The organism is Kangiella aquimarina DSM 16071, from assembly GCF_000374105.1.
Taxonomy (GTDB): Bacteria; Pseudomonadota; Gammaproteobacteria; order Enterobacterales; family Kangiellaceae; genus Kangiella; species Kangiella aquimarina.
On sequence record NZ_KB893650.1, the window covers coordinates 771,824 to 794,648 of the forward strand.

Sequence of the window (22,825 nt, forward strand, 5' to 3'; positions counted from 1 at the left end):
CCTAAAGACCATGACACTCCAACTGGCAAAAAATAATAATCCGTTTACTGCAGAACGCAGAGTTTTATTTCTTCCAGAGAGCTGGAAGAGATTGATTTCAGTGGTTCGACATAAGGCATTGAATGGCGGTTATACCCTAGTGGAAGGCGATTTTGGAGCTGGCAAAAGTACTTTTGGTTTAATTCTTGAAAAGCGACTTTTGCTCGATGAGTCTGTTGAATGTCAGCGAGTTCAGGTACACCCATTAAGTACATTTGAGCAGATATATAATCAATTACCTGAAGAACGAACTAAGCCTTTAATTGTTGTAGTCGATGATGCACATGAGGCATCAACTAGCCTGTTAGTCCATCTGACAAAGCCGACCGACAATGTTTTCTGGTTATTATTAGGCGAAATAGGAACCAGTGAACGCTTATCTGATTTCTTTAATAACCATGTCACACTGCCGCTATTCACAAAGCAGGACTGTTACCAATTCCTGCTAAAACAATTACATGATCAGCCTAAAATGATGCAGCTGTCGCAAATGCAGAGCGATACTATCTGGTATGCGTCAAAAGGTCTGCCAAAGCTGATAGTGGAAAATGCTGAAAAAAGCATGAAAAAGCTGGTAAGTGGTTATGAAAGCAATGAGTCTTTTGAGAAGGCAAGTAAAGGTTGGTGGACAACCGCAATACTAGCCGTTGCAGCTGTTGTCTTCATAATTGCACTAATTGTTACAGACTCTGATGAGCCACAAAGCAATGACTTGCAAAACCAGCGATTGGAAGTGGTTCAAGAAAAGGTTACTGTTGAGGAGGACAAAATCGCAGAGTCGCCTCAAATAGACAGCAAAGAGAGTGAACCTTCTCTTGATGCAGAAAGTTCAGAAGAACAGCAGTTGGCTGAGGATAATCCGGTGAAAGACCCAATTGCTGAAATTGCATTATCTGAACCGGAGCCTGCGACAGCAGAACTTGTTGTTGCTTCAAAACCAACTTTTGAACAATGGTTTGATGCACAATCCAGGGATCACTACAGTGTGCAGCTATATTCCAATACCCAGCGCGAGGCTGCAACTGAGTTTCAAAAAGCTTTAGACCTTGCCGATAGCTATGTATACAAAGCTAATGTCAACAATGAAGTGCGCTATAGAGTGCTGTGGGGCTCATACCTGACCCGTGCCGAAGCTGAGCAGGCTATCCTGTCACTACCGCCGCATATATTAAATCAGCAGCCCTGGATTAGACCTTTTTCTGCAATTGCGGCTGAGATAAGTCAGTAAAATATCATATTGGGCTGTTTTAGGTGTTTATAACCTTTATAATGGCGGCCATGACAACGGCTAACTGAAAAGACTATGAGCCACCCGCTAAAAAACGATCGTTATATTAAAGCCTGTTTACAACAACCCGTTGATAGAACACCAATCTGGATGATGCGCCAGGCTGGACGCTATTTGCCAGAGTATCGTCAACTGAGAGCAGAAGCAGGCAGTTTCATGGACCTGTGTACCAATCCTGAATTGGCCTGTGAAGTCACGCTGCAACCACTTCGTCGTTACCCTTTAGATGCCGCCATTCTATTTTCAGATATTCTAACTATCCCTGACGCAATGGGCTTAGGTTTGTATTTTACGCCGGGTGAAGGTCCAGCTTTTCGCAAGCCCGTTAGAAGTGAAGCGGATGTCAAAGCATTGCCAATCCCTGACCCGTATCAGGAGTTGAAGTATGTGACTGATGCCGTATCAACCATTCGTCGTGAACTCAAGGGCGAAGTCCCCTTAATTGGTTTCTCAGGCAGCCCCTGGACGCTGGCAACTTACATGGTGGAAGGTGGCACTACTAAAAACTTCTCAGAAGTTAAAGGCTTAATGTACAAAGAGCCTGCGATTATGCATCAGCTTCTTGATAAGTTGGCAGACTCGATTATTGTATATTTGAATGCACAGGTTGAGTCAGGTGCTCAGGCGCTCATGATTTTTGATACCTGGGGTGGTGTTTTGAGTCCAAGGGATTATCAGGAATTTTCGTTACGCTATATGCAAAAAATTGTCGATGGCCTTAAGCGTGAACATGAGGGTCAACAGATACCTGTGACCTTATTTACTAAAGGTGGTGGAGCCTGGCTCGATATTATGGCGGCAACTGGTTGTGACTGTCTTGGTGTTGACTGGACAACTGATCTGGCTGATGCGCGTGCTAAAGTTGCTGGAAAAGTTGCATTGCAAGGTAATATGGATCCCTCCATACTGTATGCATCAGATGAACGAATTCGTGAAGAAGTAGCTACCATTTTGGCAAGTTACGGTAAAGGTTCTGGGCATGTATTTAACCTGGGCCATGGTATTCATCAAACGGTAGAGCCAGAAAAAGCTGGCGTATTCATTCAATCAGTACATGAGTTGAGCAAGGCCTATCACACATAAAAGCAAAGTGAAGTATTATGCGCAAGGAAAGTGACTTTAACCCGCCATGGTGGCTCAGTAATCGTCACCTGCAAACATTCTGGGCTCCCTTGAGCCCGAAAATTCCTCTGCCCAATTTAGAGCGGCAAAGAGTTGAGCTTGATGATGGTGATTTTATAGATATCGACTGGCTCAATCCAAGCCGCCATGCACCAACTGTAGTACTGTTGCATGGCTTGGAAGGCGGAATAGACTCTCCCTATTTACGCCGTATGCTGTTTAAAATTCACCAAAGACGCTGGCGAGGCGTTTTGGTTTATTGGCGTGGCTGTAGTGGTGAAATGAATCGACTGGATAAAACCTATCATTCTGGTCGAAGTGAAGACCTGCATCAGGTTATGCAGCATATTCAGAATGAAAAAAATCCTGAAAAGCTATTTGTAGCGGGCTACTCATTAGGGGCGAACATTCTTTTGAAATGGCTTGGTGAGCAGGGTGATAGAGCCAATATCACTGCCGGTTGTGCGGTATCTACTCCGTTTAATTTATCCGTTTGTGCTGACTCCATTGATCAGGGATTTTCAAAAATCTATAAGCATTACCTGTTGACCGCACTAAAACGGAAGATTGCCAGCAAGTTTACTGCTGATGAATTGTTGAAAAAGCTTAATCTGACGCTGAAGGATTTGATGCTAATCGGTTCGTTCAGAGAGTTCGACAATCGAGTAACCTCACGATTAAACGAGTTCGACGATGCTGAGGATTATTACCGCACAGCATCCAGTATTTATTACTTGAAAACCATTACTAAGCCAGCTTTGGTGCTACATGCTGAAGATGATCCTTTCATGTCGCCAGAAATCATTCCCAAAGATAAGCAGATGTCAGAAAGTCTTGAGCTAAGAGTCAGTGCTCATGGTGGTCATGTTGGGTTTGTTAATGAAGCTAGTCTATCGAACGCTAGTTTTTTCCTTGAAAAGACCATCCTCGATTACTTTGATCGGTTTCTGTAAGGACTGATATCTAAATCTGAAGTCTGAAAATTGCTTATAGATTTCCATTCAAAATTTGCTATGCTGAATCCTCGACAAATAAGATGACGCAAGGCAATGGAACAAGTCTTCAAAAATTTAAAACAAAAAGCATTTGAGCAGCCCTATCCAGAAGTTAAAGAGCGCCGTAAAGTCTTAAAGCAAATTAAGAAAATGCTCCTTAAAAATGAGGCAGTAATTATTGAAGCGATTAATAAAGACTTTTCCTATCGCGAACCATTCGAAACGCAAATTGCCGAGCTATTCCCGTCCATAAAAACCATTCAGCATGCCAGTAAACATTTATCTTCATGGGTAATACCTGAGAAACGGAAAGTGAGTCTCTGGTTTAAACCAGCAACGGCTAAAGTTATGTATCAACCACTAGGGCTAGTTGGCGTTATAGTGCCCTGGAACTATCCACTTTATTTAGCCATAGGCCCAATAGTCGCTGCTATTGCTGCTGGCAATCGAGTCATGACAAAGATGTCTGAGTTTACTCCCCATTTTAGTCAGCTGTTTGCTGAGTTGTGCGATAAATATGTTGATAATGATTGGCTGAATGTTGTGAACGGTGATGCACAGGTGGCCGCAGATTTTGCTGCTCTTCCCTTCGACCATCTTCTGTTTACTGGTTCTACCGATATCGGAAAAAAAGTTATGGCAGCGGCCAGTAAAAATTTAACGCCTGTAACATTAGAGCTTGGTGGAAAATCACCGACTATTATCGATCAGGGTTACCCTATAGAAAAAGCGGTTGAAAAGTTACTGTTTGGAAAGCTATTAAATTCAGGACAGACCTGCCTGGCTCCGGATTACGTCTTTGTCCATAGTTCACATAAAAATTCATTTGTTAAAACTTGTCAGGACGTCGCCCAGAAATTTTATCCCGACTGGAAACGCGCACATTACACTGCAATGATCAATAACAAACAGTGGGAGCGTCATCAGCAATTACTGGATGATGCTAAGGAAAAAGGCGCTGACTTGATTCCTCTGTTTCAAGAATCAGAAACAACCGGACGAAAACAGCCTCCTCATCTGGTGTTGGGGGTTAATGATCAAATGTTAATCATGCAGCAGGAGATTTTTGGACCATCATTACCGGTAATATTTTTTGATTCTATAGATGGTGTTATAAAGTCCATCAATAGCCGTCCACGCCCATTGGCGCTCTATCTGTTATCTTATGACAAGAACCACTTCAAACGCCTGATGATTGAGACCCACTCAGGGGGCGTGACGGTTAATGATACGATATTACATGTGAGTCAGGAAAACCTGCCATTCGGCGGTATAGGCCCTAGTGGTATGGGGCATTACCACGGTATTGAAGGCTTCAAAACTTTTTCCCACGCTAAAAGTATCTTTAAGCAGTCTCGTATCGCCAGTTCCAAATTGATTTACCCGCCTTATGGCAAACTGAGCAAGTTTTTATATCGACTGATGAGAGGTCGATAATGAAAAAAGAATCAGGTGATAAATCCATTCAAAGTACAGCGCGGCGAAAAATACTAAAAGGCGCCTTATGGGGAAGCTTTGCCATCGCCTCAGGTGTGAGCCTATGGCAGCTGTCGCTAACGGAGTCTGTAGAAGTTGTCGAAGCTGATCAATACCCCTATCGCTTTTTAACCTTGGATGAACGGCTTCTGCTTTGGGCCATCATACCTGCGTACCTTTATCCTGCTCTGGATAAAGATGATGAAGCATCAAGATTCCTGGTTCTAAGAAACATTGATGGAGCCATTAGTGGTCTTCCCCAATCAACACAGGATGAGTTACGTCAACTGTTCAGCCTGCTCAGTTTTCAGCTAAGTAAAGCTTTGGTGGCAGGTATCTGGACTCGATGGAATCAGGCTGATATAGATTCTCTTCAATCATTCCTGTCGTCGTGGCGAGAAAGCTATGTCGCATTATTGAGAGTTGGATATCTTGGTTTGCATCAAATCATTGTGGGTTCATTTTATGGCGAGCCGATAAGCTGGCAAAATATTGGTTATCCAGGACCACCGCAAATGAATTTACCCGAGTCGTTCTATGAAGACCTCTAATACCTATGATGCAGCCACATTGCAGAAGAAAACACTGACTGCTGATGTCGTAATTGTGGGAACAGGTGCCGGTGGTGGAGTCAGTGCCGAGATTTTTGCAGAAGCTGGCTACAAAGTTTTGTTGATAGAAGAGGGGCCTTTGAAAACTGCGCGCGATTTCAACATGCGCGAAAAAGAAGCTTACCCTCAACTGTATCAGGAATCTGCTGGGCGCAAGACGTTAGACAAGGCAATCAATATTCTGCAGGGGCGAGCTGTTGGTGGTTCGACGACAGTAAACTGGACCACCAGTTTCCGAACACCAGAACAGACCTTAAAGCATTGGCGAACCCATTTCGAGATTGCAGCCCATAGCAAAGAGTCACTGGCTCCCTGGTTTGCCAAGATGGAACAACGGTTAAATATCGAACCATGGCAGATACCAGCCAATCCAAACAATCGAACGATAGCTAATGGTGCTGAAAAGCTTGGTTGGTCACATGCAACCATTGCCCGCAATGTAAAAGGCTGTGCCAATCTTGGTTACTGTGGTTTGGGCTGTCCCATCAACGCTAAACAATCCATGCTGGTCACTACAATTCCGACTGCACTCAAGGCTGGCGCGAGACTTATTTATAAAGCGCGGGTAGAACGGATAACCTATAGCAACGAGGCCGTAACAGGTTGTGAACTGATTGCAATGGATGAATTTGGTCAGCCGCTAGCTAAGACTACTATCTCAGTTCAAGCTCCATTAATTATATTGAGTGCCGGAGCGATTGGTTCGCCAGCCGTACTGTTACGCTCAAAGGTTCCCGATCCAAACAATCTAATTGGCAAGAGAACATTTCTACATCCTACCGTCATCAGTGCGGCGGTAATGCCGGAAGCAATCAATGGATACGCTGGAGCCCCACAAAGCATTTACAGCGATCATTTCTTATGGCCTGATAATGATGAAATCGGCTTTAAAATTGAAGCTGCTCCACTTCATCCGCTGCTAACTTCAACAGTTTTGACCAGCTTCGGGCAGGAACACTTTGCCTTGATGAAACAATTTCCAAATATACAGGGCTCAATCGCTTTACTGCGTGACGGTTTTAGTAAACAAAGTGTCGGTGGTGAGGTGGTACTGGATGACTATGGCTATCCAAAGGTGAAGTATGAATTAAATGACTATTTCTGGAAAAGTGCGCAAAAGGCACTGCTGGCAATGGCTGAAATGCAGTTTGCAGCAGGCGCAAAACAGGTGCTACCCATTCATCTATACGCACAACCTTATCGAAGTTGGAAAAAAGCCAAAACAGCAATCGAGCAGTTATCCATGAAGCCGTTGGAAGCATTGGTTTTCAGTGCCCATGTAATGGGAGGCTGTGCAATGGGCGGTGATGAAAAACGATCAGTAGTTGATGAATCTGGTCGATATCGTCATCTGGAAGGGCTCTATATATTTGATGGATCGATATTCCCAACCAGTATTGGAGCTAACCCCCAGCTTTCTATATACGGACTAGTTGCTAAACTGGCCAGTCAGTTGGCGGCAGGCTCTAGGATTTGATAGCGCTTTTCAGTAAGATGGCTTTTTAATTATTTGAAAGAATTATGAAGAAAACGGTTTTATACCCAGGAACTTTTGACCCTATCACTAAAGGCCACATGGATCTGGTGAATCGTGCCTGCCGTTTATTTGATAAGGTGGTCATTGCGATTGCTCATAGTCCGGCAAAGAAGCCTTTGTTTAGCTTGGACGAGCGGGTTGATATGGTGCGTATGATCTTTGCGGATAATCCACAGGTTGAGGTCTTAGGTTTCCGTGGACTGCTGGCTAATTTTGCGAGAGAAAACAATGCGATAGCCGTCCTACGTGGTATTCGAGCTGTTTCAGACTTCGAGTTTGAATTCCAGCTGGCTAATATGAACCGCCATCTTGACCCTGATCTCGAGTCAATATTCTTAACTCCTTCGGAAAAATATTCCTATATTTCTTCATCCCTGGTCCGTGAAGTTGCCTCATTGGGCGGTGATATTTCCGCGTTTGTGGATGAACGTGTGGAGCAGGCGCTTTTTGATAAGTTTAAGTCTTAAGTTGAGCTTGTAGCATTAAAAATATTCTGGCTTGAATACTCGAACTTGAGAGATATATAGGCGATAATAGCAAAGCGATTTGCGTAATAGAGATTAACGATCCTTATGGCATTAAAAATTACTGACGAATGTATCAACTGCGATGTTTGTGAGCCTGAATGTCCTAACGAGGCCATTTATCAGGGTGAAGAGATCTATGAAATTGACCCTAATAAATGTACCGAGTGTGTTGGACATTATGATGAGCCTCAATGTCAGCAGGTGTGTCCGGTAGACTGCATTCCTTTAGATGAAGAACATTCCGAGACTCACGAAGAACTGGTCATCAAGTATGAAAAATTAACGGGCAATAAATTTGTCGGTTAAGACCTGTTTACAGTCTAGCTTAAGGCGACGAAAGTCGCCTTTTTTATCCCACTCATTCCATGTCTAGAACCCTACTCAGAGAGTGGCTTGCAGAAGAGCCTTTTACCTTAACCTTATCCTCAGGATTTTTTGGTTTTTTCGCTCATGCCGGAGTAGTAAAGGCGTTAGAGGAAGCTGATTTATTACCTCGGAAACTAACTGGTTCGAGCGCTGGGGCACTAATTGCCGGATGCTGGGCTGGAGGTATGAGTGCACAAGATATCAAGGAGCTGTTGTTTAGACTTAGAAGGCAGGATTTCTGGGACCCCGGTTTTGGTCAGGGTTTACTGAAAGGCGATAAATTTCGTCAGCTGCTAGCTGATTCTTTAACAGTAAATAATTTCTCAGACTGTCGCGCAGAACTGTGTTTGTCTGCTTACTCAATGGATAGCAAACAAACTATTATCCTGAATGAAGGCGATCTGGTTTCTGCCATTTACGCATCGTGCGCCATCCCCGTGATGTTTCAGCCTATAACGATTAATAATCATCGCCTTCTGGATGGCGGTATTAAAGATAGACCGGCTTTAGATGCAACTGAGCCCGGAGAACGAATTTTTTATCATCACATTGCCTCTAAATCACCCTGGCGACGCAAAAACTCATCAGCCATACAAGTTCCTAAGCGTGACAATTTAACCAGCCTGGTAATCCACGATCTTCCACGTTCTGGACCCTTTAAACTGGATATCGGTCAAGTTGCCTATCAGAAAGCGTATCAGGCTGCTCAAAAGGCTCTGCATCGGACTGTGGTCGATGGCTCTGTCAGCGTGAACTCTGAGTGAGATTAGATTCAGGCTTTAACCTGTAAAGATTGGTAGACAAGCTTCTTTAAGCTCAATTAGAATATGCGTTCTTTTGTTGTGTGACTGTTTGGCGTCCTGTTGAGCGATGAGCACGAATTCTAATCCTTGTATTACCTGCGGCGCATGCTGTGCAACCTATCGCGTATCTTTTTATTGGGGTGAAACCACTCTGGCTCCTTATGGCCAAGTTCCTGCTGAATTAACTGAGAAAATTAGTCCGCAGAGAGTTTGCATGTCTGGAACTCAGGGAACAGAGCCTCGTTGCGTTGCACTTAAGGGTACAGTTGGTCAGGATGCAACCTGTAGTATCTATAGTGACAGACCAAGCCCCTGCAGAGACTTTGAGGTTAACTTCGATGGCGTCAATCCTGGCTGCGATAGAGCGCGAGCGCGTTACGGGTTAGTCCCAATCCATATTGTGCAGCTTGAGCCAGATAATGCTGATATTGAAATTGTGGCTTAGGGATTGTTGCTCAAAGGCAGGCGCTTCAGCACGTAGCAATTAAACGGGCTCCTGCGGAGACTCCATCTCAACAATAATAGGCCAACGGCCCTGCATGATGACGTGGCCAACATAGCGTTTAGCGCCATCAGTGGCAAATTCAAATTGATAGCGTCTGAGGAAGCGCCATTTACCGTCAGGAGTCTTATCAAAATAGACTTTTTTTAAGGCGACATACCCATCCAGATTCTGCACATAGGCATCCTGACAGGCTTTGAGAGCTGTTTTGTGGGCCTGCTCACTGATTCGGCTATTGTAGAGCCAGAAGCCCAGAGCAAGAGCGATCGCTAAAATAATGAGTAAGTTGGCCATGAATGGGTTAGTCGTTTTGCGGTAATAAATTAATCGTCCGGATAAGATAAAGGCGGCCAAAGCCGCCTTTTCTCAATAGCTGTGTTCGATTGTTACTTTCCAACAATCCACTTAGCAACGTTGACTTTCTCAACGCCGGCTTCCTTGGCCTGGTCAACCGCAGCAATCAATACTTCGTTGTAAGCGTCTTCATGTACACGAACCAGAACCGGTGAACGTGGGTCAACGGCTAGCTGAGTTTCAATGTTTGCACGAATAGCTTCTTTATCAACAGTACGGTCATTGATAATGACATTGCTCGACTCATCGATTGATACAACAATCAATGGCGGAGGATTTTCCGGTGGCGTAGTGTCCTGGTTAGTCGTAGGACGCGCCAAATCAACAGCTGACTCTTTAACGAATGAGGTTGTTACGATGAAGAAAATCAACATGATAAACACGATGTCCAGCATCGGTGTCATATCAATGGAGGTTTCATCATCTTCTCTATTTTTTCTACGCATATTTCTCTAATCCTATCGCTCTGCCTTTTGTTTGGCGGTTCTGGTTAATCCAGAAGTGGCCAACAAAGTTACATCTGGGCGACAATTTCACCAATTAAGTTAGTATAGCTGGCACATTAAATGTGATCCAGAGCTAAATGTCTAGTGTAAATTTAGCAAATTCCGATCAGACTATCTTGATTACCAGCGGGCAACGCTAACCTTTTGAATACCGGCCTGTTTTGCCTGGTCCAGAGTCCCAATCAGGGTCTCATGCAGAGCCATGTCATTCACGCGGACTAATAATGTGGCGTCAGGAGAGTTAACCAGTTGTCCTTCGATATTGGCGCGAACCGCTTCTATGTCAATGATTCTATTATCAAAAATCACCTGGCTATCCTCATTAATGCTGACCAGTATGGGTTGACTGTCCTGTTCACAGCCGCCCTGACACTGATTGGTTGCCTTGGACACATCAATGGTTTGAGTTTTGACAAAACTGGTGGTGACGATGAAGAAAAGCAGCATGATGAAGACGATGTCTAGTAGCGAAGTCATATCGACTTTTGCTTCTGCTGAAGTTACTTGCGCGGCATTAGATTTTGAATGCTTTAACATGGCCAGCTCCTTATGATCTAAGTTATAGCAAAGCCTTCTGGACGTCTATTTGAAGGCTGCAGTTTTAACATAGCAGAACTAACCTCCTGATGCTAGCGAGAAGAAATAACTATCGCTGGCATTTGGGGCAATAAAAACTCGAGCGTTGGCCAATAATTTGCTTCTTTATCAGAGAACCACACTGGTTACACGGCAAATCTGCACGGCCATAGACATTGAGTTGTTGCGCAAAATAGCCTGGCGAGCCATCAGTTTGGGTAAAGTCCTTCAGGGTAGTGCCACCTTCACCAATCGCCTTTTCCAGAACGGCTTTAATAAAACCTGCCAGCAGGTTGCAGCGAGCAAGACTGACCTTGTTAGCCGCCCGCTTTGGATGAATGCCGCTCATGAATAGCGACTCGCTGGCATAGATGTTACCGACGCCAACCACTACTTTATTGTCCATGATGGCATTTTTAATGGCACCCTTGCGCTTGGATAGGGCGGTGTGGAGATACTTTCCGTCAAAGTCATCGCTCAGCGGCTCTGGTCCCAGCTGGCTTAAAACACTCAGTGTTTCACCTGCTGGTTGCCACAAAATGGCTCCGAAGCGCCGCGGGTCGTTAAATCGCAGGGCGCTACCATCCTCAAACACCACTTCAAAGTGGTCATGCTTTTTCAGTGCTGTCTGAGCGCTGACGACACGCATGGTGCCCGACATGCCCAGATGCATAACCAGGCTGCCGCTGGGGAATTCCCAGAGCATATATTTGGCACGGCGACGAATCTCGCCTGATGTTATCCCTACCAGTGCTTTTGCTTCTACTGCTATTGGCCAGCGTAGCTGTGGTTGGTAGATATTCACGGCTTTGATGGGTTTGCCGACTATGTGTGGTGCGAGGCCATTTTTGGTGGTTTCGACTTCGGGTAACTCAGGCATTGGAATTTAAAAGAATGGGCAGTTTGAAAGTGTGTCTAATATTATCGATTACAACGCAAAAAGCCCAGAGTTAACTGGGCTTTTTGATTACATAGAAGCGTTTTCTTGGAGGCAGAAAACTTAAAGTCTTTAAACCATCTATTGGAACAAGTTTTTCAAAAAAACTGAAAAGATGGCTAAATAAAATTACTTAATTTTAGCTTCTTTGTAGATAACATGCTTGCGAATGGTTGGATCAAATTTTTTGATTTCCATTTTGCCTGGCATGTTTTTCTTGTTTTTGTCTGTAGTGTAGAAGTGACCAGTACCGGCACTTGATACTAAACGGATTTTATCGCGCATCTCTATCGCTCCTTATACTTTTTCGCCACGAGCACGCAATTCAGCTAGCACAGTATCGATACCTTTTTTATCGATAACGCGCATACCTTTTGCAGATACACGTAATTTAACGAAACGCTTCTCGCTCTCAACCCAGAAACGGTGAGAATGCAAATTAGGTAAGAAGCGACGCTTGGTTCTGTTCTTCGCGTGTGACACATTGTTACCGGTCACAGGACGCTTACCTGTTACCTGACAAACCTTAGCCATGGATAGCCTCCAAAAAATAACTCAAATAAAACGGTTTAAGGGCACGATGTTGGTAATTGGAACATCGCAGCTCTTCAAATTGGGCGCACTTTATACCAGAAAGCAGCCTGCTTGACAACAAAACTCATAGCAAATGGCCTGTTTCTGGCGTAATTTGTTGAATTTGGGTGTTTACAGCTGATTTGAAGCTGAGTAACGGCCGGACGACATTATAATAGCCCATGCTCAGCAAAGGAATAGCTTCCTCCCTGTGCGACGATGATATGGTCTAGCGTGCGGATATCCAATAAGCCCAGAGCTTCCTGAATTTTATCCGTGATATGGCGGTCAGATGGGCTGGGTTCGAGAGAGCCACTGGGGTGATTATGGGCGAGGATAACTGCCGCGGAGTGATAGGTCAGGGCTTTCTCCACGACTACTCTGGGGTGGACTTCTGAGCTATTAATGGTGCCCTGGAATAGGGTTTCTGTGGCCAATAGTTGATGTTGATTATTGAGGAACAGCACCACAAACTGTTCTCGCTTTTGGTGACCTAGCAGACTTTTTAAATAGAGTTTGACGTCATTAGGATTGGTAAATGACTGGCTGTGTTGCAGGCTTTCCTGCAAATAGCGCTTTGATAGCTCGAGACAGGCCTGCAATTGACAATATTTGGCACTGCCCAGACCGAGGTGGCTGGTGAACTTTTTGAGGTCTGCTTCAAGCAGTGCACGTAAACTACCAAATTCACCGAGTAAATGACGAGCCAGATCGACTGCATTGAGCCCCTGAGTTCCGGTGCGCAGAAAAATAGCCAGCAGCTCAGCGTCGGATAGGCTTTGTGGTCCCTGCCGCAACAGTCTTTCTCTTGGCCGTTCTTCCTGAGGCCATTCCATTATTTTCATATTCTTCCCTGTTTCACTCACAATGAGTCAGAAATGTTAGAAGGCTAGCACCCAAGTGTAATTAGGATTTTCGCTATAAATTTTGTGCGTAAAGGCGTAAACTGTGCCAAATATTATAAGTTAAGTTAAATCAACCGGTTAGCATGAAGTTGCAAGGTAAAAAAGTCCTTCTGGGTATTACAGGTGGTATCGCTGCGTACAAGAGTGCGGAGCTATGTCGTAATCTAAAAAAAGCAGGTGCCGAAGTCAGAGTTGTCATGACTAAAGGGGCGCAGGCATTTATTACGCCACTGACACTACAGGCGCTAAGTGGCAATCCGGTGCATCATGATCTGCTTGACCCAAATGCAGAAGCTGCGATGGGGCACATTGAACTGGCTAGATGGTCAGATTTTGTTGTGGTAGCACCTGCTTCAGCAGATTTTATGGCCCGTTTAAATGCGGGTATGGCTGATGATCTACTGACGACTCTGTGTCTTGCAACGGCCAGTCCGATAGCCGTGGCTCCTGCCATGAATCAGCAAATGTGGGCTAATCCGGCAACTCAGCACAATGTGCAGCAGCTGATGTTAAAAGGTATTGAAATTTGGGGACCTGACGAAGGAGATCAGGCCTGTGGTGATGTGGGGCCTGGTCGCATGTTGGAACCTTCGGATTTATTAAATCGAATTGATGACCACTTTAACGATAAGCCACTAAAAGGCCAGCATTGGCTCATTACCGCAGGACCAACGGTTGAACCGATTGATCCGGTACGGTATCTGGCCAATCGTAGCTCCGGCAAAATGGGCTTTGCTATTGCTGAAGCAGCGGCCAGAGCCGGTGCTGAGGTGACTCTGGTAACTGGGCCAGTGAATCTTACTGTAAGTGGCTCAATAAAGCGCATTGACGTGCAAACTGCGCAACAGATGTTTGAGGCTGTACAGAGTCAGTTTAAGGGGGTAGATACCTTCGTTGCCTGCGCCGCAGTGTCTGATTATCGTCCCAAAGTGGCTGCGCAACAAAAACTGAAAAAACAATCTGATGATGGGCTGACCATTGAGTTAACTCAGAACCCGGATATTTTGAGATGGGCGGCAGAGCAAAATACCGCATTTTGCGTGGGTTTCGCTGCAGAAACCAACAATATCGAAGAATATGCCGAGGCTAAAATGACCAAAAAGGGAATCAATGTCATTTGCGCCAATGATGTCAGTCGAAAAGACATTGGTTTTTCAAGTGACAATAATGAAGTGAGTGTTTACTATAAAAAAGACGGAGCGTTGCAGGTGCAGCAATTAGGGCCTGCTTTAAAATCAGTCATAGCACACCAGCTGGTGAATTTTTTACCCGGTATTAAATAGTTTTTGGATGTCAGGACGATCAGCGTCCTGAATATCTGGCAAAGGCTGATTGCTTTACAGTGCAAATTAATAGACCGCGAAGGATCTACAAGGGGGATGCATGGGGAAAGGTAAAAGTCTGGTTAGCTTTTTTTTACTACCACTAATCATAGGCTTGGCTTTGTTATGCGTGGTTGGCGCAGTTCTTTACTATTTGGGAATCCAGCAACCGCTGGAAACTCAGGCCAAACAATTAATTGGTTCGCAGATTGAAGAGCGTGCCGATCTCATCGAGCAAAAAATTAGTCAAATCCAGAAGACCATTTCCGTGGCGGCTCAAACAGGTGGGCAATCTGACGAAGCTCAACTGGTACGTGATATCAAATCATCTACTCCACAGATCGATCAGGTGCAGTTTTTTTCGCCTGAGGATTTGCAGGTCAACCTGGATAACAGACCGGTCATCACCCATGTCGTTGTTGATTTGCTCAGAAAAGCATTGGCAGGGGAGGACGTTCCTCCTGAACTGATATTGAATAAAGGGCAGGCGGATTATGTTGCTTTTGTACATAAGCTAAATGATCAGCGTGCATTAATGGCGACCGTTCAACCGAGTCAGATGGCTGGCCTTATGGGTGGAGCGGATCCTGGCACCTACTTTGAGCTGCGCCAAAGCTTTGCTGAATCCAATCACACTATTGCTTCCGCCGGAACCAACCCCGGAGCAGGCCAGCCGCTAGTCGTGTCTCCTGCATTTGGAGCAAACTGGACGGTTGCATTCTGGCAGGGAACCGGTAATTTTTTAGCGACTGCTGGTTTGCTACCCATTTTATTGATGCTGGGAGCTGTTATTGCATTATTAATTGCTGCCTTGATGCCGATGGTTAGTTTGCAGCGATTATTAAATAAAGATGCTCGTGAGTTTATTCAAGGCATTAATGACCAGCACATGCCTAATCATTTTAGCCTCAAGTTTTTTAACGATATGGCTTCAAGCTATCGTAGAGTAGTTGGCTTAAAGGAGCCTGTTGCGCCATCTCAAAGTGCTGAAGAGATTGAAGAAAGTGGCCTGCAGGTTGAGGATGATGCCAGTGATGACAACGAGACGAGTGTATCTGCTACGAAGACAGTAGCAAGTTCTGGTCAATTCGATCTTGAAACCATCAGCCATTCAATCAGTGCCGATATATTCCGAGAGTATGATGTGCGCGGGCGTGTCGATAAAGATTTTGACGCTGGCGTTGTTTATGCCCTCGGCTTAGCAATTGGTAGCGAAGCTTATGGTAGAGGTGAGCAGAAAGTGGTGGTCGCCAGAGATGGTCGGATTTCCAGCCCAGAGCTACATGAGGCGCTCAAACAGGGACTGGTGGACAGTGGCCGAGATGTTATTGATTTAGGCATGGTACCTACTCCACTACTGTATTTCGCGACGCATAAGCTGGATACTCACTCTGGAGTAATGCTAACCGGAAGCCATAATCCAACTAATCATAATGGTTTGAAAGTTGTGTTAGCCGGTGAAACCATTCATGGCAAAGATGTAAAGACGCTTTATACACGAATCCGTGAGCAGGACTTCCTGAGCGGTCATGGTCAGATAACGGATTATCAAATAGAGCAACAATATCTTGAAGAAGTTGCCTCTAATATCAAAGTGGATAAACCACTAAAAATTGTTATTGATAGTGGTAATGGTGTGACAGGAAATATAGCCCCTCGTCTGTTTCAGGCTCTGGGCTGTGATGTTATTGGCTTACATACCAAGATCGATGGAAATTTCCCGAATCATCATCCCGATCCAAATCATGCCAAGAATCTGCAAGATGTGATTGCAATGGTATTGCAGGAGAAGGCTGATGTTGGTTTGGCTTTTGATGGAGACGGTGATCGTCTCGGGGTGATTGACAACCAAGGCAATGTTATCTGGACAGATCGGTTAATGATGTTACTGGCAATGGATATTCTATCGCGCAAAAACGGTGCTGAAATCGTGTATGACGTTAAGTGTACCCGTCACTTGCCAGACATGATTAAAAAGCATGGTGGTCATCCAATTATCTGGAAAACGGGTCATTCTTTAATGAAGGCCAAAATGCAGGAAACTGGTGCCCAACTGGGTGGCGAGGGAAGTGGTCATATTTATTTCAAAGAGCGCTGGTATGGTTTTGATGATGCGCTGTATGCTGCGGGTCGTTTATTGGAGATATTGGGTAAGGATCCACGCTCCTTGGCTGAAATCTTTGAACAGCTACCTCAAAGTCTGGAAACTGAAGAAATTAATGTCCCGGTTGCAGATAAAATCAAATTCAAATTGATTGAGGTACTTATTAAAAAAGGTCAGTTTGGTGACGGCAAGGTTTCAACGATAGACGGAATCAGAGTAGAGTACCCGGATCGTTGGTTATTGGCACGGGCTTCAAATACCACGCCAAGTATTGTGGTTAAGTTCGAGGCTGACTCAAGTGAAGCATTGGAGCAAGTCAAGACGCTGCTGAGGGAGCAGTTATTGGCAATAGCACCTAAGTTAAAAGTAAATTTTTAAATTAAAAAATAAGTTGGAAAATTGAGAGTATTATGACAACCAAAAAGAATACAAAGCGCAAAGAAGAAATCTTGCAAGCTTTGGCCTTAATGTTGGAAAAAGGTCCCGGGGAGCGAATTACGACCGCAAAGTTGGCACAGGAAGTGGGTGTTTCAGAAGCGGCCTTATATCGACACTTTCCAAGCAAGGCTCGGATGTTTGAGGGGCTGATTGAATTTACTGAAGAGGCCTTGTTCTCACGTATTAATCGGATAGCAAAAGAGCAGGAAGATATTAGAGAGCAGTGCTTCCAGATCATGACGCTGGTTCTAACCTTTGCCAGCAAGAATCCAGGTATTTGTCGCTTGTTAACAGGAGAGGCATTGGCTGGTGAAAATGAGCGTTTAAGAGGCCGCATTAGTCAGTTGTTTAATCGTATCGAAACCCAACTGAAACAACAGCTCAGGCAGCATGAAGTGGCAGTGAGTGGCAAATTTAATCCTGACGTAGCAAGCCGTGCCAATTTATTGATGGCTGTTGTCGAGGGCCGAATTCAGCAATATGTACGCACAGATTTTCTGCAGTCGCCATTAGCAAGCTGGGACCAGCAATGGCCCCTGCTCAATAATATGGTTTCTCTAAACTAGAAAAGAAATTGTTATAGAGATTCTCTTTCGGTCAGGTAGTCGACAAACTGGTTTTTGAGGTTTGTGACTTCCTGACTGGCACACAGCTTTTCACCGGCTTCTGAGCTATGACAGCTCACTTCCATGACGATTTGCATACTTTCATTCTCACCGGGTATGCGTGTGATTGACAATGAAATTTGATTTTCTGACTGCGCTTTGCCTGTCACGATTAAGGTATCGGTAACAATTTCCAGTTTATTTGAGGCATTTTCATGGGCAAATATCTGGGTAAATTTCCATGCTTTGTCACATGACCCTCGATCCGGACAGCTATAAACAGCACCGAGATTGGTCGCATCACCACCGCTACGATTTCGCTCGATTAGCTGTTGTGCCTGAAGCTCTTTAAAACGAACCAAGTCGCTCCGGAACTGTTGCTCAATACTTGTTATCTTTTCTTCGTAGCGAGATATTGAAGCGTTATTGGTTTGAATTTGTGACTTTGTTGCATCTATCTCTTTAAGCGTGTTTGCAGGAACGGCTTTGCCCTGACGCTCGAAGTTTGCCGCACGATTTTGTAACTCCTGTAATTTATTGTTGAGGCTAGCGATGTGTCCATTGAGAAGATCTATATTGGCTCTTAGAGCAGCCGTTTGGTTTTTCTCAGTACGTTTTATGTCTTCAATGGTTTTGTACTGACGCATTAAGAGAATATCGCGACGTCTTTCTTCCATTTGCTTTTTTCGCTGTGCTTCGAGTTGCTCTTCCTTGATACGGGCCGCTTCTTTTTCTTCGGACGTCATTTCTGGAGGGACAACTTCTAAAATACGTCCCTGCTCATTAATAACCTCGTAGCCTGCAATAACAGCCTCATCCGGCAAATAATCTTTGACGATAAGTCGTCCATCGTTATCTTTATAACGATAAAAGTTTTTGCCTAAAGCAGCTTGGCTTACAAGCAATAATGTGAGAACAAGAAGCAGTGATTTTTTCATAAAGCTCCAATAATTAATCGGTTAAGAAGAGACGCCGTATGTTTGACGATATGCCAGCACTTTATCATAGAAGTCGCCAAATTCTGTGTTCTGTTGCAGATAGTTCACTAGATCATCCAGCTTGATGATTGAATAAACTGGTATACCGTAATCTCTCTCGACTTCTTGAACCGCCGAAAGTTCACCCTGTCCACGCTCCTGTCGGTCCAGGGCGATAAGCACACCACAGGGCTCAGCACCGTTATTTTTTATGATATCAATTGATTCACGAATGGCCGTACCAGCAGAAATAACATCATCAATAATCAGCACTTTGCCGTGCAACGCACTACCCACAATATTACCGCCTTCTCCATGGTCTTTCTTCTCTTTGCGGTTAAAGCTGTAAGGCGTGTTGATGTTATGGTGTTCGGATAGAGCTACCGATGCTGTGCTTACTAGCGGAATACCTTTATAAGCAGGACCAAACAGCAGATCAAACGCAATCTTATTTTCAACGATGGTTTGAGCGTAGCAACGGCCCAGCTGGGCAAGGTCATAGCCGCTATCAAATAATCCGGTATTGAAGAAATAAGGACTTTTACGACCACTTTTTAGAGTGAACTCACCAAATTTCAGAACATTCTTGCTAAGCGCCAGCTCAATAAATTGTTTTTGATAATCTTGCATTGAGGTTGTATAGAAGGATAGTGGTTAATGTGAGCATGATAGCCCGTACCGATTTAAAAAAAAAGCATCGGTCAGCAAGAAGCTAGCATTGAAGCAGGGAGGAGAGGTACTTTAAGGGGATTAAGCAAGCGACGATATTACACAAATTCCAAGGCAATTTTTTCATCGTCAACGCGTACAACGCGCATTGCATGGAGAATCATTTTGCTTTCATCTTCGCCAAGAATACCTTCAATATGAACTTTCACTACATCGCCTGAATTGACTCTGTCGCCAAGGTTATTCTTGATTAATACACCGCCCTCTGAAATATCGAGGCTTTCAGTTAAAAACACTTGCGAGTCATGCTGACGAACTGCGACAGGCAGGTGAACGGTTACGCGGCAAAAACGACGTGCATCTTCCATATACGATACTGTGTTAGATTTCATACCCATATCCTTGAGTGATTTCCATGAAATTCCATGATAATTAAAGAAGCCAGTAGTGTAAAGGGGCAAAATCGTTGGTCAAACAAGCACTTAATCCGCTTGATTTTGTTCAACTTTTCGACAGATATCAACAAACTGGGCCAATGATAGCTGCTCTGCTCGCTCGCTAGGCTTAATACCAAGTTGTTCCAGTCCCGCTTCATCAATGAAGTTTTTCAGGCTGTTACGTAAGGTTTTACGGCGTTGTCCGAAGGCAGCCGTAACTATCTGATTGAGTAGCTTCTCATCCTTAACTGGACTCGGAAGTGTGCTGTAGGGCTGCAGGCGTACAATCGCCGACTCAACTTTTGGCGGTGGCTGGAAAGCACCGGGAGGGACTAAAAACAGCATGTCTGCCTGGCAATAATATTGAGTCATAACGCTAAGGCGACCATATGAGCTGGTGCCAGGTTGAGCACAGATCCGTTCGACCACTTCCTTCTGAAGCATGAAGTACATGTCCTTGATGCTTTGACGTTGGTTGAGCAGATGAAATATCAGAGGGGTCGAAATATTGTAGGGTAAATTACCGACAACTCTGATCTGTTGATTACCGGCCAGCTGCCCGAAATCGAACTTAAGGGCATCACCGTGGTGGATAGTGAAGTTCTCACGGCTTGCAAATTTCTGCTCCAGACGAGGAATGAGGTCTCTATCCAGCTCCACAACGTGTAGCTCGGCAACCTTATCCACCAAGTGCTCGGTGATAGCGCCAAGCCCCGGGCCAATTTCAACCAGTCGATCATCTGACTGAGCAGCAACCGACTCTACAATACGTTGAATATAGTGGTTATCGGATAGGAAATTCTGACCGAAACGTTTGCGGGCCTGATGACCCTGGACCATACGAGATTTTGACATGAGCTAGTAACTTAAGTGGTTAGTTCGATTTACTGTTACGAATCAATTGTTGGGTGAATTGTAGCGCATATTGCATGCTACCGATATCAGCAAGGTTCTTGCCAGCGATATCCAAACCGGTGCCATGATCAACCGATGTGCGAATGTAGGGCAGCCCAAGGGTTAGATTGATAGCCTTGCCAAACCCTTTATATTTTAGCGTAGGCAGCCCCTGGTCGTGATACATAGCAAGCACTGTATCGACCTGCTGCAAAAATTTGGGCTGGAATGCAGTATCAGCCGGCACTGGGCCGATCAATTCTGCATTAACCTCTGACCTCAATCGCTCGAGAGTAGGAATAATGGTTTCGATTTCTTCACTTCCCAGATGACCATCTTCGCCTGCATGTGGATTGAGTCCGCATACCAGAATCTTAGGTCGCTCAAGAGCAAATTTGCTTTGTAGATCCTGTATTAAAATCCGAATTATCTGTTGTAGCAGTTGTGGTGTGATGGCCTCAGGAACGGCTTTTAGCGGTAGATGAGTTGTAGCTAGAGCCACTCTCAGTCCTTCGGTTGCTAACATCATGACCACTTTATCTACATTGCTTTTCTCTGCAAAGAATTCCGTATGGCCGGTGAAAGCTAATCCTGCCTCGTTAATGATTCCTTTGTGAACAGGCCCTGTCAGGATTGCATCCACGGCTTTATCCTCGGACAGCTGATGGGCAATCTCCAATGTCCTGATAACATATCGTGCATTGGCCTGATTAAGACGGCCAGCAGTGGCGGGCGTTTCCAGTTCAACAGGAACGACCCATAGGTGTCCTTGCTGATGAGTTGCAGGGGATTGCTTAGAGTCAAACTCTGTTAATGTCAGAGGAAGTTGCAGTTGTTGGGCGGTTTCTTTAAGTAAGGAAGGTGAGGCGCAGACGATAAGTTGATCAGAATAATCCAGCTGCGCCAGTTTGATAACAATTTCAGGTCCAATTCCGGCAGGCTCACCTGCCGTAATCAGAATTCTTGCAGGTTTTATCAAGCGTCTTCTTCCACGATTTTCTTCACGTAAGCTTCGTCACGTAACTCGCGAATCCAGTTTTCAACTTCTTCACCAAATTTACGTTGTTGAAGGATCCGTAATGCTTGTTGACGTTTCATGGCATCGGTCTGGTCATCGGTGCGACGGCCTAATAGTTGAACGATATGCCAGCCAAAGCTTGACTGGAATGGTTCACTGATTTCATTAACTTCAAGGTTCGCCAGGGTCTGCTCAAAAACAGGATCATAAACGCCAAGATTATTCCAGCCTAGGTCACCGCCTAGCTTGGCAGAACCTGGGTCATCAGAATGTTTCTTGGCTTCTTCGGCAAAGTCCGCGTCCCCAGCAAGCACTCGTTGACGAATATTGGAAAGCTGCTGTTTGGCGTCAGCTTCAGTAGTAATCGCGTCTGGGCGAATCAGGATATGTCGTGCATTAGTTTGTTGAACCAAGTGTTGTTGGTCACCACGCTTATCCTTGATTTTAAGAACGTGGAAACCCGATGGGCTGCGAATTGGTTGAGACACTTCTCCTTTTCGAAGAAAGCTAACAACATTGGCAAATAAGGTTGGCATGGTGCTTTCAGTGCGCCAGCCAAAATCCCCACCTTCAGCTGCATCTGGGCTACTAGAAACTGCTTTAGCTGTTTCAGCAAAGTCAGCACCAGCCTTTAGCTCTTTGATGACTGACAATGCTTTCTGTTTCGCTTGGCTTTCGGTCTGCTCATCTGCATTTTCAGGGACTGCGATCAGGATATGCCCAAGGTTATATTCGACCTGGTTCTGAGCATTCATTGATTGAATCAATGAATCAATTTCTTTATCGCTAATTTTTATTCGACGAGCAACTAAAGCATCTCGTAACTGGCCCGTTAAAATTTCCTTACGGAGATCATTGAGGAATAACTCGTATGAAATACCTTGTTGTGCAAGGCTAAGACGGAATTCTTCGAGTGACATACCACTGTTTTTCGCTACTTGGTTCGCGTACTGCTGTAATTCAGCCGGCTGGATTTGCATGCCGGAGCGAAGAGCTATCTGGTATTGCAGGTTCTGAATAATCAGTTGCTCAAGTAGTTCTTTTCTGAGCACATCTTCTGGTGGTAGCTGGCCACCGCGAGAACGGATCTGTTGTTTGGCTTGGACAATTTTGCGATCGAGCTCGCTCTGTAGGATGACGTCTTCATCCACATGCGCAATAACTTTATCAATAACTTCTGCCTGAAGTGAAAATGCTGCAAGGCATAAAGTAAAACCAACTAATGCTTTTTTTAAAATCATAGA

The 22,825-nt window shown here is 44.8% G+C and carries 26 protein-coding genes; 13 read left to right on the forward strand and 13 right to left on the reverse strand.

The window, feature by feature from the left end; genetic code table 11:
- Positions 1-10 precede the first annotated feature (10 nt).
- The 10 genes from B158_RS0103820 (at position 11) to B158_RS0103865 (ending at position 9,209) form a co-directional block, all read left to right on the forward strand.
- Positions 11-1,267 carry an SPOR domain-containing protein gene (locus B158_RS0103820; RefSeq protein ID WP_018624030.1) on the forward strand — a complete coding sequence of 419 codons (1,257 nt, stop codon included), beginning with the start codon at positions 11-13 and terminating at the stop codon, positions 1,265-1,267.
- A gap of 75 nt (positions 1,268-1,342) precedes the next feature.
- Complete coding sequence (gene hemE, locus B158_RS0103825; RefSeq protein WP_018624031.1) at positions 1,343-2,410, forward strand: uroporphyrinogen decarboxylase; 1,068 nt, start codon at positions 1,343-1,345, stop codon at positions 2,408-2,410.
- A 17-nt stretch (positions 2,411-2,427) separates the two neighbouring features.
- Entirely contained in the window at positions 2,428-3,402 is a 975-nt protein-coding gene (locus tag B158_RS0103830; protein ID WP_018624032.1) for a hydrolase, read from the forward strand.
- A gap of 96 nt (positions 3,403-3,498) precedes the next feature.
- The gene (locus tag B158_RS12860) at positions 3,499-4,881 is read left to right on the forward strand and encodes a coniferyl aldehyde dehydrogenase (protein WP_018624033.1); all 1,383 of its coding nucleotides are present in this window, start codon (positions 3,499-3,501) and stop codon (positions 4,879-4,881) included.
- Positions 4,881-5,471, forward strand: coding sequence for a hypothetical protein (locus B158_RS0103840; protein WP_018624034.1), 591 nt, complete (start codon positions 4,881-4,883; stop codon positions 5,469-5,471). Before B158_RS12860 ends, B158_RS0103840 begins: the two co-directional genes overlap by 1 nt.
- The gene (locus B158_RS0103845; RefSeq protein WP_018624035.1) at positions 5,458-7,008 is read left to right on the forward strand and encodes a GMC family oxidoreductase; all 1,551 of its coding nucleotides are present in this window, start codon (positions 5,458-5,460) and stop codon (positions 7,006-7,008) included. Before B158_RS0103840 ends, B158_RS0103845 begins: the two co-directional genes overlap by 14 nt.
- A 44-nt stretch (positions 7,009-7,052) precedes the next feature.
- Positions 7,053-7,535, forward strand: a complete 483-nt coding sequence (coaD, locus tag B158_RS0103850; RefSeq protein WP_018624036.1) for a pantetheine-phosphate adenylyltransferase — start codon at positions 7,053-7,055, stop codon at positions 7,533-7,535.
- Positions 7,536-7,640: 105 nt separating this feature from the next.
- Positions 7,641-7,901 (forward strand): YfhL family 4Fe-4S dicluster ferredoxin, encoded by a 261-nt coding sequence (locus tag B158_RS0103855; RefSeq protein ID WP_018624037.1) that lies wholly within the window; start codon positions 7,641-7,643, stop codon positions 7,899-7,901.
- Between the two features lie 59 nt (positions 7,902-7,960).
- Positions 7,961-8,725 (forward strand): patatin-like phospholipase family protein, encoded by a 765-nt coding sequence (locus B158_RS0103860; protein WP_018624038.1) that lies wholly within the window; start codon positions 7,961-7,963, stop codon positions 8,723-8,725.
- Positions 8,726-8,831: 106 nt separating this feature from the next.
- The gene (locus B158_RS0103865) at positions 8,832-9,209 is read left to right on the forward strand and encodes a YkgJ family cysteine cluster protein (protein WP_018624039.1); all 378 of its coding nucleotides are present in this window, start codon (positions 8,832-8,834) and stop codon (positions 9,207-9,209) included.
- A gap of 39 nt (positions 9,210-9,248) precedes the next feature.
- Here the strand turns inward: B158_RS0103865 and B158_RS0103870 are convergent, their stop codons facing one another.
- The 7 genes from B158_RS0103870 to radC form a co-directional block, all read right to left on the reverse strand.
- Positions 9,249-9,620, reverse strand: coding sequence for a DUF3301 domain-containing protein (locus B158_RS0103870; protein WP_018624040.1), 372 nt, complete (start codon positions 9,618-9,620; stop codon positions 9,249-9,251).
- Positions 9,621-9,652: 32 nt separating this feature from the next.
- On the reverse strand, positions 9,653-10,066 hold the full coding sequence (locus tag B158_RS0103875; RefSeq protein WP_018624041.1) for an ExbD/TolR family protein: 414 nt from the start codon (positions 10,064-10,066) through the stop codon (positions 9,653-9,655).
- A 180-nt stretch (positions 10,067-10,246) separates the two neighbouring features.
- Positions 10,247-10,663, reverse strand: a complete 417-nt coding sequence (locus tag B158_RS0103880) for an ExbD/TolR family protein (protein ID WP_018624042.1) — start codon at positions 10,661-10,663, stop codon at positions 10,247-10,249.
- A 109-nt stretch (positions 10,664-10,772) separates the two neighbouring features.
- On the reverse strand, positions 10,773-11,582 hold the full coding sequence (gene mutM, locus B158_RS0103885) for a bifunctional DNA-formamidopyrimidine glycosylase/DNA-(apurinic or apyrimidinic site) lyase (protein ID WP_018624043.1): 810 nt from the start codon (positions 11,580-11,582) through the stop codon (positions 10,773-10,775).
- A 186-nt stretch (positions 11,583-11,768) separates the two neighbouring features.
- The gene (gene rpmG / locus B158_RS0103890; RefSeq protein ID WP_018624044.1) at positions 11,769-11,924 is read right to left on the reverse strand and encodes a 50S ribosomal protein L33; all 156 of its coding nucleotides are present in this window, start codon (positions 11,922-11,924) and stop codon (positions 11,769-11,771) included.
- A gap of 12 nt (positions 11,925-11,936) precedes the next feature.
- Positions 11,937-12,173: a 50S ribosomal protein L28 gene (gene rpmB / locus B158_RS0103895; RefSeq protein WP_018624045.1), complete on the reverse strand. Its 237-nt coding sequence runs from the start codon at positions 12,171-12,173 to the stop codon at positions 11,937-11,939.
- Positions 12,174-12,382: 209 nt separating this feature from the next.
- The gene (gene radC / locus B158_RS0103905) at positions 12,383-13,057 is read right to left on the reverse strand and encodes a RadC family protein (protein ID WP_018624047.1); all 675 of its coding nucleotides are present in this window, start codon (positions 13,055-13,057) and stop codon (positions 12,383-12,385) included.
- Positions 13,058-13,200: 143 nt separating this feature from the next.
- Between radC and coaBC the strand changes: the two genes are divergently transcribed.
- From coaBC to slmA, 3 genes are all read left to right on the forward strand, one after another.
- Positions 13,201-14,400: a bifunctional phosphopantothenoylcysteine decarboxylase/phosphopantothenate--cysteine ligase CoaBC gene (gene coaBC, locus B158_RS0103910; protein WP_018624048.1), complete on the forward strand. Its 1,200-nt coding sequence runs from the start codon at positions 13,201-13,203 to the stop codon at positions 14,398-14,400.
- A 100-nt stretch (positions 14,401-14,500) separates the two neighbouring features.
- Complete coding sequence (locus B158_RS13555; protein WP_018624049.1) at positions 14,501-16,921, forward strand: phosphomannomutase/phosphoglucomutase; 2,421 nt, start codon at positions 14,501-14,503, stop codon at positions 16,919-16,921.
- 32 nt (positions 16,922-16,953) lie between these two features.
- The gene (gene slmA / locus B158_RS0103920; RefSeq protein ID WP_018624050.1) at positions 16,954-17,547 is read left to right on the forward strand and encodes a nucleoid occlusion factor SlmA; all 594 of its coding nucleotides are present in this window, start codon (positions 16,954-16,956) and stop codon (positions 17,545-17,547) included.
- 11 nt (positions 17,548-17,558) lie between these two features.
- Here slmA and B158_RS0103925 read toward each other — a convergent pair whose 3' ends face one another.
- The 6 genes from B158_RS0103925 to B158_RS0103950 all read right to left on the reverse strand — a co-directional run bounded on the left by B158_RS0103925 (position 17,559) and on the right by B158_RS0103950 (position 22,822).
- On the reverse strand, positions 17,559-18,524 hold the full coding sequence (locus B158_RS0103925) for a hypothetical protein (protein ID WP_018624051.1): 966 nt from the start codon (positions 18,522-18,524) through the stop codon (positions 17,559-17,561).
- A gap of 21 nt (positions 18,525-18,545) precedes the next feature.
- Positions 18,546-19,193, reverse strand: coding sequence for an orotate phosphoribosyltransferase (pyrE, locus tag B158_RS0103930; RefSeq protein WP_018624052.1), 648 nt, complete (start codon positions 19,191-19,193; stop codon positions 18,546-18,548).
- A gap of 137 nt (positions 19,194-19,330) precedes the next feature.
- Positions 19,331-19,624: a PilZ domain-containing protein gene (locus B158_RS0103935; protein WP_033413825.1), complete on the reverse strand. Its 294-nt coding sequence runs from the start codon at positions 19,622-19,624 to the stop codon at positions 19,331-19,333.
- A 90-nt stretch (positions 19,625-19,714) separates the two neighbouring features.
- Positions 19,715-20,524 carry a 16S rRNA (adenine(1518)-N(6)/adenine(1519)-N(6))-dimethyltransferase RsmA gene (gene rsmA, locus B158_RS0103940; RefSeq protein ID WP_018624054.1) on the reverse strand — a complete coding sequence of 270 codons (810 nt, stop codon included), beginning with the start codon at positions 20,522-20,524 and terminating at the stop codon, positions 19,715-19,717.
- A gap of 19 nt (positions 20,525-20,543) precedes the next feature.
- The gene (gene pdxA, locus B158_RS0103945; RefSeq protein WP_071989662.1) at positions 20,544-21,539 is read right to left on the reverse strand and encodes a 4-hydroxythreonine-4-phosphate dehydrogenase PdxA; all 996 of its coding nucleotides are present in this window, start codon (positions 21,537-21,539) and stop codon (positions 20,544-20,546) included.
- Entirely contained in the window at positions 21,539-22,822 is a 1,284-nt protein-coding gene (locus B158_RS0103950) for a peptidylprolyl isomerase (protein ID WP_018624056.1), read from the reverse strand. Before B158_RS0103950 ends, pdxA begins: the two co-directional genes overlap by 1 nt.
- Between the last annotated feature and the right edge of the window lie 3 nt (positions 22,823-22,825).